We start from the raw sequence: 15,223 nt of genomic DNA, 5'->3' as shown, positions 1-15,223 counted from the left end.
GCTCATTGCCAGCTGGCCTGCTTGCGCAGGACGAAGGGCTGGGGTGTGTCGGGAGAGGTGCTTTGAGTCCATGATCCGCGTATTTCCTTGCCGCAACTGCCATCCACCACCCGGCCTGTCCAGGTGGCGCTGATGTTGGTGCCGTTGATCGATTCTTCCAGAGTCAGGTCGCCGTCATCCACATCGCCGCTGACCTGTGCCGTGGTGCTAGCGCGCTGCACGGTGCCGCGCACGCTGTGGGCCAGCTCGGGGTGGGGGCCCAGCTGCAGCGTGGCGGCGGTGGCTTGCAGCTCGGCGCGCCAGTGCCCTTGCAGGTGGAGGTGGCTCATGTCCACTGCGGCAGGGCAGGCTGCGCTGGATTTTGGGTCATTTTGGCTGCTGGCGCTTGTAGGATAAGCGCTGATAGCTATCAAAAACAAAGCGGGCAGCAGGGCTGCGGCAGGGCGGGGGAGATGGGTGTGCGAGCGTGCCATAAGGGTGTGTGCCGTGGTGGGCTGCGCCGTTCAGCGCTGCGGGGTGCTATCGGCCAAGGCTTTCTTGGCGGCAAATTCGGCGCGCAGGGCCTTGAGCTTTTCGCGCGGGTCTTCGCGGGCGGTGGTCTTGTCCAGGCCCATTTCGGCGATGAAGCGGCTGGGCTGCGCGGCCACCATTTCGCGGCCCTTCTTGCGGCGCTTGGTCCAGCTCACGGCCAGTGTGCGCTGGGCGCGGGTGATGCCCACATACATCAGGCGGCGCTCTTCCTGTAGGCGCTGCAGCACGTCGTCGGTCACCTTCTGCTGGCGGCCTTCGTCGTCGTCGAGCTTGAACGGCAGCATGCCCTCGGTCACGCCCACCAGCACCACATGGGGCCACTCCAGCCCCTTGCTGGCGTGCAGGGTCGAGAGCACGACCATGTCCTGCTCCTGCTCGCGCTCGCTGATGGTGGAGAGCAGCGCAATGGTCTGCGACACCTCCAGCAGGCTCTTGGTCTCCTTGGCCACCACGGCGCCTGCGGTGTCGTCAATCTGCCCGCCCGCGCGCTGGGCCATCCAGTCGCAGAACTCCATCACGTTGCTCCAGCGGGCGGCGGCCACCTTCTCGCTGTCTTCGTTGTCGTACAGGTGTTGTTCGTAGCCGATTTCCTTGAGCCATTCGTTCAGGAAGGTGCGAGCTTCTTCTGCCCCGTGCACGCGGCGGGCGCTGTACTCCAGGTAGTTGATGTAGCGGCCAAACTCATGCAGACCATCCATCGCGCGTTTCGGAATGGCGGCGGGCAGCATGCCGTTGAACAGCGCACCGAACATGCTCTGCTTGTGCTGCGTGGCAAACGCGCCCAGCGCTGCCAGTGTGGTGTGGCCGATGCCGCGCTTGGGTGTGGTGATGGCGCGCAAAAACGCCGGGTCGTCGTCGTTGTTGATCCACAGGCGAAACCAGGCGCACAGGTCCTTGATTTCGGCGCGGTCAAAAAAACTGGTGCCGCCTGAGACCTTGTACGGAATGTTGGCCTTGCGCAGTGCCTTCTCAAACGGCTTGGCCTGGTGGTTGGCGCGGTACAAGATGGCGAAGCTCTTCCAGTCCGGCGGCGGGTTGCTGGCCGCGCGCAGGCTCTGGATGCGGGCCACGGCGCGCTCGGCCTCGTGCTCTTCGTTGTCGGCATCGACCACGCGCACGGGTTCGCCTTCGCCCAGTTCGCTGAACAGGGTTTTGGGGAACAGCTTGGGGTTGGGCCCGATCACGTTGTTGGCCGCGCGCAGGATGGCGCTGGTGGAGCGGTAGTTCTGCTCCAGCTTGATGACCTTGAGGTGGGGGTAGTCCACCGGCAGTTTCCTGAGGTTGTCCAGCGTGGCACCGCGCCAGCCGTAGATGGACTGGTCATCGTCGCCCACGGCGGTGAAGTGCCCCTTTTCGCCCACCAGCAGCTTGAGTAGCTCGTACTGCGTGGCGTTGGTGTCCTGGTATTCGTCCACCAGCACATGGCCCAGTGCAGCCTGCCATTTGGCGCGCACTTCGGGGAAGTCGCGCAGCAGGCGCAGCGGCATGCCGATCAGGTCGTCGAAATCCACGCTCTGGTAGGCCGCCAGGCGCTCTTCATACCGGGCCATCAGCGTGGCGATGATGCGCTCGTTGTCGTCCGCCGCCTGGGCCAGCGCCTGCTCAGAGGTCAGGCCCATGTTCTTCCACTTGCTGATCACCCATTGCCACTGGCGTGCGGTGGCCATGTCGGTGGTGCCGCCCGAGGCTTCCTTCAGGATGCCCGTCACGTCATCAGCGTCGAGGATGCTGAACTGGGGCTTGAGGCCCAGCACATGGCCGTCCTCGCGCACCATGCGCACGCCCAGGGCGTGGAAGGTGCAGATCAGCACATCCTTGGCGCGCTTGCCAATCAGGTGCCCGGCGCGCTCGCGCATTTCAGACGCTGCCTTGTTCGTGAAGGTGATGGCCGCAATGCGCTTGGGGTCCATGCCCTTCTCGATCATGTGGGCGATCTTCATCGTGATTACCCGCGTCTTGCCCGAGCCCGCGCCGGCCAGCACCAGGCAGGCGCCATCGGTGTAATGAACAGCCTGAAGCTGGGCAAGATTGAGACCGGCAGACATGGGAATAGACGGAAGAAAAGGCGTGGGGGAGAGGGCGGCACTGCAGCGTGCAGGGGGCGCGAATGATACCCCGCGGGCTGTGACAAGCCCCGCCTGCGGTGCCTTCCGGGGCGAGCGCCGGCTGGGGGCGGCGGGCTGGCCCAGCGGTTGGTGGCGGCGTGTCAACAACTGTCACCAGATGTTCCGGGAAATCCCTCTTGGGTTTATGGTGTTGGCGCAAGACACTGCCTGCCTGCCCCCGGCATTCCAAGACTACAGAGAGCCACACCTTGCACGCATCCCGCTTCCCTGCCCTGATTTCATCTTCCCCAGCTTCTTCGGCTGGTTCCCCTCGCAGCCCCGGCTTGCGGCGCGCGGCGTTGGCCCTGGCTGTGGTGGCGCTGGCCACCCCCTGGCTGGCCCAGGCACAGAGCACCCAGGGGCCTGTGCGCGTGGGTGTGGTCGGGCCATTCACCGGCCCTTCGGCCGACTTTGGCGTTCCCATGCTCAACGGCATTAAGCTGGCGGTGGACGAGATCAACGCCGTGGGCGGCTACATGGGTCGGCCCATGGAACTGGTGGTGAAGGACGATATGGCCGACCCGGCCAGGGGGCGCCAGGTGACGCAGGAGCTGCTGTCCGAAAAAGTCAGCGCCGTGCTGGGCTTTTGCAACACCGGCGTGGCCTTGAAGGCGCTGGACTTGTTCCAGCAAAGCAAAACGCCGCTGATCGTGCCGTGCTCCACCGGCACCGCCGTGACCAGCACCTACCCCGCGCCTGAAAGCTACATCTTCCGTGTGCAGGGCCGCGATGCGCTGCAGGCACCGCTGATGGTGGACGAAATCATCAAGCGCGGCTGGGACAAGGTGGCCATTTTTGCGGACACCACCGGCTATGGCGAAGGCGGCTACAAGGACGTGGTGGACGCCCTGGCGGCCAAGAACCTCAAGCCGGTGCACGTGTCGCGCTTTCCGCTGGGTGTGAAAGACCTGACTGCCGAGCTCACCGCCGCGCGCAATGCCGGTGCCAACGTCATCTACAGCTACACCGTGGGCCCCGAGAACGCCGTCATCGCCAACGGCAAGAAGGCCATGGGCTGGAAGGTGACGCAGGTGGGCCCGTGGACGCTGTCGTTCCCCTTCTTCCTCGAAGGCGCCAAGGATGCCGCCGAGGGCGCGCTGACCGTGCAGACCTTCATTGCCGAGCCCAGCAACGAGCGCCGCGCGTCCTTCCTGTCGGGCTACACCCGCAAATACCAGCGCAAGCCGGCCGTGCCCATGGCGGCGGCCAACGCCTACGACGCCACCTACCTGCTGATGTATTCCTTTCTGGGCATCCGCGACGGCAACCTGACAGGCCCGGCCATCAAGGAATCGCTGGAAGGCAAAATGAAGCCGTACTACGGCGTGGTCACCACCTACGACCGCCCCTTCAGCGCCACCGACAAAGACGCCATCACCCGCAACATGCTCATCGTGGGCATGGTGAAAAACGGCGCCGTCACCTTCGCCTACCCTGAGGATGCCAAGCGCAACCTCATCGTGCAGCGCAAGCAGTAGGAGCGACTCCAAAAACGGCCAGCCACTGCCGCCCGCTCCGCGCATTCTCGGCGGGTGATGGCTGCCGCCTGACTTTGCGCTGACCAACCCGCTGCGCGCTATGCCTGGCCGCGGGGCGCAGCACCCACAATAGCGCCGTGCTTTCCGTCCTCACCATCACTTTTCCGTTCTTCGCGCTCGTGCTGTGCGGCTACCTGGCCGCGCGGCGCGGCGTGCTGCCCCAGCCGGCCATCCCGGGGCTCAATGCCTTCGTGCTGTACTTTGCGCTGCCCTGCATGCTGTACCGCTTTGGCGCCAGCACGCCCATCGGCAAGCTGCTGGACCCGGCGGTGGCGGGCGTCTATCTGCTGTGCGCCCTGGTCATGGTGGCGGGCACGGTAGCGCTCACGCGCAATGCCCGCATCGGCTGGAACGACGCTGCCTTCGGCGCCCTGGTCGCGGCTTTTCCCAACACCGGCTTCATGGGCGTGCCGCTGCTGGTGGCCTTGTTGGGGGCGCAAAGCGCGGGGCCTGCCATCTTCATTGTGCTGATCGATATGGTCTTCACCAGCTCGGTGTGCATTGCGCTGTCGCGGCTCGATGGTGCCGGTGCGCAGGGCGCGGGCGCGGCCGTGCGCAACGCGCTCAAGGGCATTGCCACCAACCCCATGCCGTGGTCGATTGCGCTGGGCGCGGTGGCCTCGGCTTTGCAGCTCCAGCTGCCGGGGCCGGTGGACAAGACCATCGCCATGCTGGCCGACGCCGCATCGCCCGTGGCGCTGTTCACCATCGGCGCCGTGCTGGCCCGCTCGCAGATGAACCAGCACGAACAGGTGCTTGCGCGCGACTACGTGCCCGTGGCCTTGGCCAAACTGTTGGTGCACCCGCTGCTGGTGTGGTGTGTGGGCACAGCCGCCATCGCCCTGGGCGTGCCGCTGGCGCCGTTTGCCCTCACGGTGCTGGTGCTACTGGCTGCGCTGCCCAGTGCCAGCAATGTGTCGCTGCTGGCCGAAAAATTCGGCGCGCACAACGGGCGCATCGCCCGCATCATTTTGGTGTCCACCGCCCTGGCGTTTGTGAGCTTCTCGGCTGCGGTGGCACTCCTGACCTGAGCTCCGGCACTGCGCAGTCGAACCGGGTGTTTTTAAGCACCGGTAGTTGCGCTGTGTGCTTCACTTTTGATAGCTGCCAGCGCTTTATCCATGAGCGGTGGAGTCTTAATTCTTCTAAATCCAGTGGGTCTGCAGAGCGCACCGCACGTGCTGCGTGCGCATCTGCAAAGTGCTTGCGCCATTCTTCGTCAGCGCAAGCTCCGGCAGGCCATTGGGGGCATCAGAACGCCGGAATGATGGCGCCCTTGTACTTGTCCTGAATGAACTTCTTCACTTCCGGTGTGCGCAAGGCTTTCACCAGCCTCAGGATGCTGGGGTCGTTGGCGCGATCTTTGCGGGCTGCGATGAAGTTGGCGTAGTGCGAGCTGCCGGACTCCAGGAACAGCGAGTCTTTGGTGGGGTTGAGCTTGGCTTCGATCGCATAGTTGGTGTTGATGAGGGCCAGGTCCACATCGTCCAGCGCTCGCGGCAGCAAGGCGGCTTCCAGTTCGCGGAACTTGAGATTTTTGGGGTTCTTCACGATGTCTACCGGCGTTGCCGTGATGTTCTTCGGGTCTTTGAGTTCGATCAGCCCCTGCTTTTGCAGCAGCAACAGCGCACGGCCAGTGTTGGCTGGGTCGTTGGGAATGGCGATGGTGGCGCCGTCTTTGAGTTCGCTGGCTGCCTTGATCTTGCGCGAGTAGGCGCCGAAGGGCTCCACATGCACCGTGCCGTCTGCAACGCCCACGATGCTGCTCTTGCGATCCCGGTTGTAGCTGTCGAGGTAGGGCTGGTGCTGGAAGAAGTTGGCATCCAGCTGCTTGTCTTCCACTGCGGCATTGGGCTGGATGTAGTCGCTGAATTCGCGCACCTGCAAATCCACGCCCTGCGCCTTGAGCTGGGGTTTCACAAAGTTCAGGATCTCGGCGTGTGGCACGGCAGACGCTGCGACTTTGAGCACCACATCAGCGGCCTGTGCGCCCAGGGCCAGGGTGGCCAGGGCAATCGCGGAGATTGTTTTCTTCAACATGACGAATGACTTTCTTGGGCAGTAACAAAGGTTCAACACCACCGTGGATGCCTTGTGCACCCCGGCGCCGGTGGTGAAAGGTGGAGTCTAGGTAGCGCAAAAAATCAGTCCAACACTTTGTTCTCATATCGGTATGGGGAACATGTCTATCGGCGTTGCCTTGCCCTGCGAAACCTGCAGGCAGATGGGTTCGTACGGTGGATGCGCAGGGCGCAGAAGAGTTGTTGGCTCCGTGCAGCACAGGCTGGCTCGCGCTTTGGCAGCGCTGAGCGCTGGACGCCATTCGTGGGTTATTCGCCAGCGGCCTGGCAACGTTGTGAAGCCAGTGCAATGATGGCCGCGCCGCCAGCCCGTGTGCTTTACCAGCCGCGCGGCAATGGGGGGAGGTGATGCGGCACACAACTTGCTGCGTCAGTGCAGGCCGCCCGTGGCCGTGGCCTTGTCGCTGTACGGTTGCGGCAATGGCTCAGATTCCGATCTGGCGGTGGACAACAACGCGCAAAGCTGTTCGGTCGTCTCGGGCTCCGGCTCTGCGGTGGTGGTGGGTTCCGGCCTGCCGGGCGACCCTGCTGCGCCCGAAGCCGCTTCGGGCTACCGCCTGGGCTACAAGGCCAAGCAGTCCAGCAACTACATGGTGGTGGCCAACACCCCGCTGGCCACCAAGGCCGGGTGCGATGTGCTCAAGGCCGGTGGTACGGCGGTGGATGCTGCCGTGGCCGTGCAGGCCGTGCTGGGCCTGGTCGAGCCGCAGTCCAGCACCATCGCTGGCAGCGCCTTCATGATGTATTACGACGCCGCCAACAAGAAGGTGGTGGCCTATGACGGCCGCGAAACCGCACCCGCCGCCGCCACCGGCTACTACCTGGCGCGGCAGGACCAAGGCAATGCCTCGTCTCCCGCCCCCGTGCCCAGCGCACGGCGCAGCGGCCGCTCCATTGGTGTGCCGGGCGTGATGCGCATGCTGGACATGGCCCACAAGGAACACGGCAAGCTGGCCTGGGCGCCATTGTTTGACGAAGGCATTCGCCTGGCGTCATCGGGCTACAAGATCCCCGGCCGCATGGGCGATGCCATCCGCACCAACGCCGCCAACCTGCAGCTTGATGCCAACGCTGTGGCCGCCTACTTCAACGCCGACGGCACACCCAAGACCACGGGCACCGTGACCACCAACCTGCCTTACGCCCAGTCGCTGCGCACCCTGGCCACCGGCGGGGCCGACGCCATGTACTCCGGCCCCCTGGCCGAAGCCATCGTGGCCAAGGCCACCCAATCGGTGGGCGACGATGCAGCCAAGACGCCCATCACCCCCAGCCTGATGACGGTGACCGACCTCAAGAACTACCAGGCCAAAAAGCGCGAGCCGGTGTGCACCACCTACCGCAGCAGCTACTACATCTGCACCATGTCGCCACCGTCTTCGGGCGGCATCGCCATCGCGCAATCGCTGGGCATTCTGGAGAACTTCGACCTCTCCCAATACGGCCCCACCAACCCCAGCAACGAGGGCGGCGTGCCCAGCGTGATGGGCGTGCATTTGGTGTCCGAAGCCCAGCGTCTGGCCTATGCCGACCGCGACAAGTACGTGGCCGACACCGACTTCATCCCGCTGCCCGGCAACGGCGTGTCGTCGATGATCGACAAGGCCTACCTCAAGCAACGCGCATCGCTCATCAACCCCAATGGCAATTCCATGGGCACGGCCACTGCGGGTAATTTGGGCAACGTGCCGTTAGGCGTGGACAAGACCGTGGAGAAGGGCACCACCCACTTCTCCATCGTCGATGCCTACGGCAACGTGGTGTCGATGACCTCCACCGTCGAATCCAGCATGGGCTCGTACCACATGGTGGGTGGCTTCCTGCTCACCAACCAGCTCACCGACTTCTCGGCGCAACCCACCGACGCTGCTGGCGTGCCCGTGGCCAACCGCGTGGCCCCTGGCAAGCGCCCCCGCAGCACCATGGCCCCGACCCTGGTCTTCAAGGGCACCGGCCCTGGCGACTTTGTGATGGCCACCGGCTCGCCCGGCGGCGGCACCATCATCCAGTACGTGCTCAAGACTGTGGTGGGCGCGCTGGACTGGGGGCTCGATGCACAGCAGGCCACCTCGCTGGTGAACTTCGGCGCCACCAACAGCCCCACCACCAACGTGGACGGTGCCAACACCTCTCTGGACCTCACTGGCCTGATCGACGGTCTCAAAGCCAAGGGTCACACGGTGAACAACGGCGCGCAGTCCAGCGGTGTGTCCACCATCATGCGCGTCAACCGCAATGGCCAGACCAAACTGGAAGGCGGCGTGGATCCTCGCCGTGAGGGGATTGTGTTGGGCGATGGCGCCCTCTGATGGCAGCACAGGGCCATCGTTGGCGCACTGGCGCTGACTGAAGGCAGCCCTTGTGCTAAACGGCGCACTGTGCGAGCAGTGCGCCGTTTTCCTTTGGCATGTGCCGTGCCAGGCGCGGGCAAACGCTTGCGCAGTTGTGGCGCTGTCGCCGGAGGCTTGTGGTGCTCACTCAGCTGCTGGCACAGTGCGGCGCGCGCCGGTGTGGTTTGCATACGGCTTTGGCTGCATTTGCTATTGAATTTATAGCTGCTTGCGCTTATTAGGTGGGCGCAAGCGCGCTTTTTGAGGGTGTCTTGCGCAAGGCTGGCAGCCCTTGCCAAGAAGCACCCGCATCGCCCCTCAAATCGTCAGCGGGTCCACATCCACCAGCCAGCGTATCAAGCCCTTGTGCTCGCGGTTGTGGCGGGTGGTTTGCAGGATGGGCTGCCACGCGGCCAGAAAGCGTTGCAGCGCCGCGCGGCTGGGGCTTTCCATGAGCATTTGGGCGCGTTCCACATTGGCCACGCGCTGGATGGTGAGCGGCACGGGGGGGAACAGCGTCACGGCCTCCAGTCCCGGCAGTGCAGCCGCGTGGGCGGCGGCGGTGGCAGCCTGCAAAAAGCCCTGTGCGGCCTCCTGCGTGCGGGCATCGGCGCGCACCAAGGCCTGGTAGGCAAACGGGGGCATGGCTGCTTCTTCGCGTTCTTTCAGTTGCTGCGCGGCAAAGGCTTCGTAGTCGTGCCTGCGCAGCGCTTCGTACACCGCGTGCTGGGGGTGAAAGGTTTGCACCCACATTTCGCACGGTGTGCCTTGGGCCGCCATGTAAGCGGCGTCGCGCCCGGCGCGGCCTGCGGCCTGCATCAGCAGGGCGAATAGCCGCTCGGGCGCGCGGAAGTCACTGCTGAACAGCGCCCCATCGGGCTGCACCGCGGCCACGAGGGTGATGCGGCGGAAGTCGTGGCCCTTGGCAATCATTTGCGTGCCCACCAGCACATCCACCTCGCCCGCGTGCACCTGGGCCAGTTGGGCTTCGAGCGCGCCTTTGGCCTTGGTGGTGTCGGCGTCAATGCGCGCCACACGGGCGGCATTGCCATCGGGGCGCTGCACGTTGCGCAGCAGGGCGGCCAGTTGTTCTTCGAGCTGCTCGGTGCCCCGGCCCATGGCGTGGATGTCAGGGCTGCCGCAGGTGGGGCAGTGGTGGGGCACGCGCACGGTGAAGCCGCAGTGGTGGCAGCGCAGGGTGCGGTCCGTCTTGTGGAAGACCTGGTGCGCGCTGCAGTGCGGGCAGTCGCTTTTCCAGCCGCAGTCCACGCAATGCAGCACGGGCGCGTAGCCCCGGCGGTTGAGCAGCACCATGCTCTGCTCGCCCCGCGCCACGCGTTCGGTGATGGCTTGCAGCAACGGCGCGCTGAACACGGCGCGCCGGGGCTGCTGGTTCATGTCCACGCGCCGCACGCGGGCCAGGGCGCCCGCGCCAATGCGGCTGGGCATGTGCAGCCGCAGGTAGCGGCCGCCTTCGGGGTCTTCGGGTGTGGGGGGGCGGCTGGCGTGCCAGCTTTCCAGCGATGGCGTGGCGGAGCCCAGCAGCACCTTGGCACCCTGCTCGCGCCCGCGCCAGATGGCCAGGTCGCGGGCGGAGTAGCGGGCGCCTTCCTGCTGCTTGTAGCTGGGGTCGTGCTCTTCATCGACCACGATGAGCTTCAAGCCCGGCAGGCTGGCAAACACCGCCATGCGCGTGCCCAGCACGATGCGCGCGGTGCCGCTGTGCGCGGCCAGCCAGCTTTTGAGGCGCTGCGGGTTGGTCATGCCGCTGTGCAGCGACACCACCGCGCCTGCACCAAAGCGCGGCGCAAAGCGGCTGACGAAGCGCTCTTCCAACTGGGGCGTGAGGTTGATTTCAGGCACCATCACCAGCGCTTGCGCGGTGGGGTCGGCTTCCAGCATCTCTTGCACGCAGCGCAGGTACACCTCGGTTTTGCCGCTGCCGGTGCTGCCAAACAGCAGAAAGGGGCCTGGGTTTGAGGCAATTTGGGCTCTGGCGCTTTCCTGTTCAGCGGTAAGTGCTATGTTTTCAATAGCGTTGCCAGAATCATCTGCGGCCAGGGCAGGGCGGCGCAGGCGCCGTGCGAGCTGCTCGGGTTTCAGGTCGCGCAGCTGGGGCGGCAAGGCGGCCAGTGCCACCTCGCCCAAGGCCCGCTGGTAATAGCGCGCCGTGAAGGCCACCAGGCGGCGCCAGGGCAAATCCAGCGGCGCCACGCCTTCCAGCACGCCGCCGATGGCGCGCAGGGTGGCGCCGTCGGGCAGCTCGCCGGTGGCGGCATCGCTGTCCCACACCACGCCCAGCACCTCGCGGTTTCCCAAGGGAACGCGCACCAGCGTGCCGGGCGGCAGGGGCCGGTCGCAGGCATAGCTCAGCAAATCACCCACGCCGCTGTGCGACGGTGTGTGCAGGGCTACCGGGGCGATGAAAGGGGAAGAAGCACTCAAGGCTCTGGCGTGAAAGGCAACGGGGGCTGTGATTGTCGCCGCGCCGCCGTGGTGCAATCCCAAAATTCTGTGGATAACTTTGTTGAAAGCCTGTAGCGACCCGCGCCAAACCCGCGCCACTGCTGGCTTTGAACAGATTGCCCAGGAAATAGGCAGAGGAAAAAAATCCTTCTAAATCAAGCAGATGAAGCGATTTTTGGCATTTTTTCTGTGGTAGGCGTACGCCATCTCCGCGTTGCCGGTGCCGCTGCGGCACTGTGCATAAGTGGAACAGCCTGCGGCGTCAAGCCCCCGGCGTGGATGGCCTTCAGATTTGCTGCGAAGGTAAAACTTGCGCCACTGGTTGCAGATGTGGTGCTAAGTTGTTGATTTTTCTGATGCTTTGCCTGTCATTCAGAAAATCTGTGGATAACTTTGTTGATATCGTCGGTATACCCGCTCCAAACCCTTGAAATGCTTGGGCTGGAGTACTTTGCCCACCAAATCGGCACAGGGCAGGTGGCTATATGAATCAACCACTTAGCGCAGCGGCGGTGGCGCTGCAAAAGAATTTCAATCGGCCTGAGGGCCAGATTTGAAATTTTGATGCCTGCACCGCCGCTGTGCACAACCGGCGTGGTTCAGCCGGCCTGGCGCTGCGAACGCGAGTAGCTGTGCACCGCCTCCACCAGGGCTGCAACGTGCTCTGGCGGGGTGAACTGGCTGATGCCGTGGCCCAGGTTGAAGATGTGGGTGGGGCCGGTGGTGGTGCGGTCGGTGTGTGGCTTGCCAAAGCTATCCAGCACCTTGTGCACCTGCTGCACGATTTGCGCTGGCGGAGCGAACAGCACGTTGGGGTCGATGTTGCCTTGCAGCGCTTTGCCGGGGCCACCTGCCGTGCCACCCACAATGGCGCGGGCCTTGCCCAGGTTAGCCGTCCAGTCCAGGCCCAGCACTTCGCAGTCGATGTCCTTCATGTCGTCGAGCCAGATGCCGCCGCCCTTGGTGAAGACGATGCGCGGCACGTCGGTGCCGTCCACACCCGTGCGCTTGAGCTGGGCCAGCACGCGCTTGGTGTACGCCAGGCTGAATTCCTGGAACGCGCCGTCGGCCAGCACGCCGCCCCAGCTGTCGAAAATCATCACGGCTTGCGCGCCCGCGTCGATCTGCGCGTTGAGGTACGCGGCCACGCTGTCGGCATTCACGGCCAGGATGCGGTGCATCAGGTCGGGGCGGGAGTACATCAGGCTCTTGACCAGGCGGTAGTCGTCACTGCCCTTGCCCTCGACCATGTAGCAGGCCAGCGTCCAGGGGCTGCCCGAGAAGCCGATGAGCGGCACGCGGCCGTTGAGCGCCTTGCGGATGCTGGTGACGGCGTCGAACACGTAGCGCAGCTTGTCCATGTCGGGCACGGTCAGCTCGGCCACGGCGGCTTCATCGCGCACCACCTTGGCAAAGCGTGGGCCTTCGCCCTCGGCAAACGACAGGCCCAGGCCCATGGCGTCGGGCACGGTGAGGATGTCGCTGAACAGGATGGCAGCGTCGAGCGGGAAGCGCTCCAGGGGCTGCAAAGTCACCTCGGTGGCGTAATCCACGTTGGTGGCCAAACCCATGAAGCTGCCTGCCTGGGCGCGCGTTGCCTTGTATTCAGGCAGGTAGCGGCCCGCTTGGCGCATGAGCCACAGGGGGGTGTAGTCGGTGGACTGGCGGCGGCAGGCGCGCAGGAAGGTGTCGTTGGTGAGTGGGGCGTAGCTCATGGCCCCGATTGTCGCAGGCTGCGCGCCTGGCACCGCATGGCCGCGTTTGCGCCAGCGCAGAAAATGGAAATGCCGAGGGGCCTGGCCCTACCGCTCAGCGATGTAGTGCGACATGGTTGTGGTCTGCCCCGGCCCCAGGAAGGCGCGTACCTCGGTCTCCAGCGTCTGGTCGGCCACCGTGGCGCGGGCGCGCTGGTGCAGGTAGTCGGCCCATGATTCGACGATGAAGCGCTCAACATACCGCGAGGGTTGCCCCAAATCTTTGTAGACCCGCCAGAAGGTGGCGCCATCGCGCCGACGCGGCGCCTTCAGGCGGCTGATGGATTCGAGAAAAGCGGCATCGGTGCCGGGCTTGATGCGGTAGCCAATTTCCACTGCCACCGGGCCCGCCTCGGGCAAGGGCTCGGCTTCAATGAACAGCTCGTCCCAGGGAGTGGCGGGGGTCACTTCGTGCAGCGCACCCATGCGCAGCGGCATGGGGCGTGCCAGCAGCAGGCCCACGCCCATGGCGACGGCGGCAGCGCACAGGGTGGGCGCCAGCCCGGCCACGTCAGACACCGCGCCCCAGAAGGCCGAGCCCAGCGCAAAAGCCCCCAGGGCTGCCACCATGTGCAGCGCCACCGCACGCGAACGCACCCAGGGCGGGGCGCTGGCTTGTGTGGCGGTATTGAAGGTGGACATCGCAGACATCCACGCCGCGCCGCCCAGCAGCATGGCCAGGTACACCAGGGGAGCGATTTTGGTCAGTGCCGCCACCACCATGGCCCCCGCAAAGACGAGGCCGCTGACCAGCACGATGGTGTCCAGGCTGAAGCGGGCCCGCACCTTGCCCAGCACCAGCCCGGCAGTCACAGCCCCGGTGCCCAGGCAGCCCATGAGCAGACCGAACCCCTGTGCGCCCGTGCCCAGCTGGCGCTGGGCAATCACTGGCAGCAGCGCCCACAGGGCCGAGCCCGCAGCGCCAAAGGCCATCACCCGCACCAGTTGCGCCAGGATCAGGTCGGAATGCCAGGCAAACCGCAAGCCGCTGAGCATGCCGCCCCACAAGCGCTCGGCCGGCAGGCGGGACGGTGGATGGGCCTTGGGGGGCCAGCGGCGAATGGACTCCCACATCACCAGGGTGGACAAGACCGAGATGGCAAACACCCACCCCGCCCCCCAATGCGCAAACACCAGCCCGGCCAGCGTGGGCCCCACGGCGCGGGCCGCGTTGTAGGCAATGCTCACGGCCGTGATGGCCTGCGGCCACTCATCGCGGGGCACCGGGTCGATCACCGAGGAATTCCACGCGGGCGTCAGCATGGCCGTGCAGCATCCGCCCACAAACACCAGCAGCAGCACCGTGGCGGGGCCACCCCAGCCCAGCAGCACCAGCAGCGTCAGCAGGGCAAAAGCGGCGGTTTGGGCGATCAGCGCCCCGGAGATGAGGCGTCGGCGGTCATTGGTGTCGGCCAACACGCCGGCGGGCAGGGCCAGCAAAAACATGGGAAGAAAAACGGCCGTCTGCACCAGCGCTGCCAGGAATGAAGAACCGGTCAGCTCCACCATCAGCCAGGCCGCTGCCATGGCCTGCATGCCATTGCCCACAAAGAACACCCCCCCGCACAGCCAAAGCCCCCGGAAGGCAGGTTGGCGCAGGGGGCTCCACAAGGAGGTAGGAGAAGACATGGCAGCAAAGTGGGGCAGGAAACCGCTGGGGCAGCGGCGGCGGCAGATAGTACGGTGAAGGGCGTGCCCACCGAGCGTGACAGCATATCGCCGTGCGACCAAGCTTGCACGAACCCTGCGTGCTTAGCGTGACGGCACAAGGCTTCACCCCCTGCAGTGGAAAAAGCGATTCAGAGTTTCTGTGGATAACTTTGTTGAAAGCCTGTCGGTACCCCCGCCAAACCCGCATGCCACAAGGCTTTGCACACATTGCCCACCAATTCAGCAAATCAAAAAAACGTTATGAATCAATCATCTGAGGCGGAAATGGTGCTTTTTATGTGCTAGCCAGTGACGCTATTTGTCTGACACTCTGCATACAAAAATGTGTGCATAAGTCAAGGGTCGAGCGACGGAGGGGGTGCTGGATTTGCGCCGTCTTTTTCAAAAAAATATGCACAAAGCGACGCAAGTGGTTGATTCATCAGAGGTTTTGGGGGAAGTTCAGAATTTCTGTGGATAACTTTGTTGATATCACCCCTGCGTACGCTCCAAACCCGCGTGGATACGCGCTTTCATTGGTTTGCCTAGCAAAAAAGCATTTCCAAACATCGTAATTAAATCAATGACTTACAGAGTTTTTGTGAAATGTGCAGGCCCGCGCCACCACTTTTTCAGGAGCGGAGCATCCCCCTTGCTGAATGTGCGTAACCTGAGGGTTGAGGTGGCGTTCGCGCAGCCCCGCGCGGGGCCTTTGAACCAATGGGATGGACGCCCCCACCCTAAACGGCATCGAAAGTGCCACAGTGG

At 64.6% G+C, this 15,223-nt stretch carries 9 protein-coding genes; 3 read left to right on the top strand and 6 right to left on the bottom strand.

Going from position 1 to position 15,223, the window contains the following annotated elements; genetic code table 11:
* Positions 1–2: 2 nt before the first annotated feature.
* On the bottom strand, positions 3–329 hold the full coding sequence (locus tag AADJ04_RS03405) for a hypothetical protein (RefSeq protein ID WP_341238750.1): 327 nt from the start codon (positions 327–329) through the stop codon (positions 3–5).
* Between the two features lie 174 nt (positions 330–503).
* Positions 504–2,576, bottom strand: a complete 2,073-nt coding sequence (locus AADJ04_RS03400) for a UvrD-helicase domain-containing protein (protein WP_341238749.1) — start codon at positions 2,574–2,576, stop codon at positions 504–506.
* A 371-nt stretch (positions 2,577–2,947) separates the two neighbouring features.
* On the opposite strand from AADJ04_RS03400, the gene AADJ04_RS03395 reads away from it, so the two are divergent.
* Together AADJ04_RS03395 and AADJ04_RS03390 are read left to right on the top strand one after the other, a co-directional pair.
* Positions 2,948–4,114: an ABC transporter substrate-binding protein gene (locus AADJ04_RS03395; RefSeq protein WP_341238780.1), complete on the top strand. Its 1,167-nt coding sequence runs from the start codon at positions 2,948–2,950 to the stop codon at positions 4,112–4,114.
* 137 nt (positions 4,115–4,251) lie between these two features.
* Positions 4,252–5,205, top strand: a complete 954-nt coding sequence (locus tag AADJ04_RS03390) for an AEC family transporter (protein WP_341238748.1) — start codon at positions 4,252–4,254, stop codon at positions 5,203–5,205.
* Positions 5,206–5,425: 220 nt separating this feature from the next.
* Here the strand turns inward: AADJ04_RS03390 and AADJ04_RS03385 are convergent, their stop codons facing one another.
* On the bottom strand, positions 5,426–6,214 hold the full coding sequence (locus tag AADJ04_RS03385) for a MetQ/NlpA family ABC transporter substrate-binding protein (protein WP_341238747.1): 789 nt from the start codon (positions 6,212–6,214) through the stop codon (positions 5,426–5,428).
* 376 nt (positions 6,215–6,590) lie between these two features.
* Here AADJ04_RS03385 and AADJ04_RS03380 point away from each other — a divergent pair, with 376 nt between their 5' ends.
* Positions 6,591–8,564: a gamma-glutamyltransferase family protein gene (locus AADJ04_RS03380; protein ID WP_341238746.1), complete on the top strand. Its 1,974-nt coding sequence runs from the start codon at positions 6,591–6,593 to the stop codon at positions 8,562–8,564.
* Positions 8,565–8,903: 339 nt separating this feature from the next.
* Here AADJ04_RS03380 and priA read toward each other — a convergent pair whose 3' ends face one another.
* The 3 genes from priA to AADJ04_RS03365 form a co-directional block, all read right to left on the bottom strand.
* Positions 8,904–11,030, bottom strand: a complete 2,127-nt coding sequence (gene priA / locus AADJ04_RS03375) for a primosomal protein N' (protein ID WP_312783603.1) — start codon at positions 11,028–11,030, stop codon at positions 8,904–8,906.
* A 620-nt stretch (positions 11,031–11,650) separates the two neighbouring features.
* Entirely contained in the window at positions 11,651–12,766 is a 1,116-nt protein-coding gene (hemE, locus tag AADJ04_RS03370) for a uroporphyrinogen decarboxylase (protein ID WP_341238745.1), read from the bottom strand.
* Between the two features lie 87 nt (positions 12,767–12,853).
* Complete coding sequence (locus AADJ04_RS03365) at positions 12,854–14,434, bottom strand: MFS transporter (protein ID WP_341238744.1); 1,581 nt, start codon at positions 14,432–14,434, stop codon at positions 12,854–12,856.
* Positions 14,435–15,223: the final 789 nt, after the last annotated feature.

It is taken from the genome of uncultured Acidovorax sp., assembly GCF_964021665.1.
Taxonomy (GTDB): domain Bacteria; phylum Pseudomonadota; class Gammaproteobacteria; order Burkholderiales; family Burkholderiaceae_C; genus Acidovorax; species Acidovorax temperans.
Note: the sequence above shows the minus strand (reverse complement) of the source record. Positions and strands in the feature narration are given on the sequence as shown.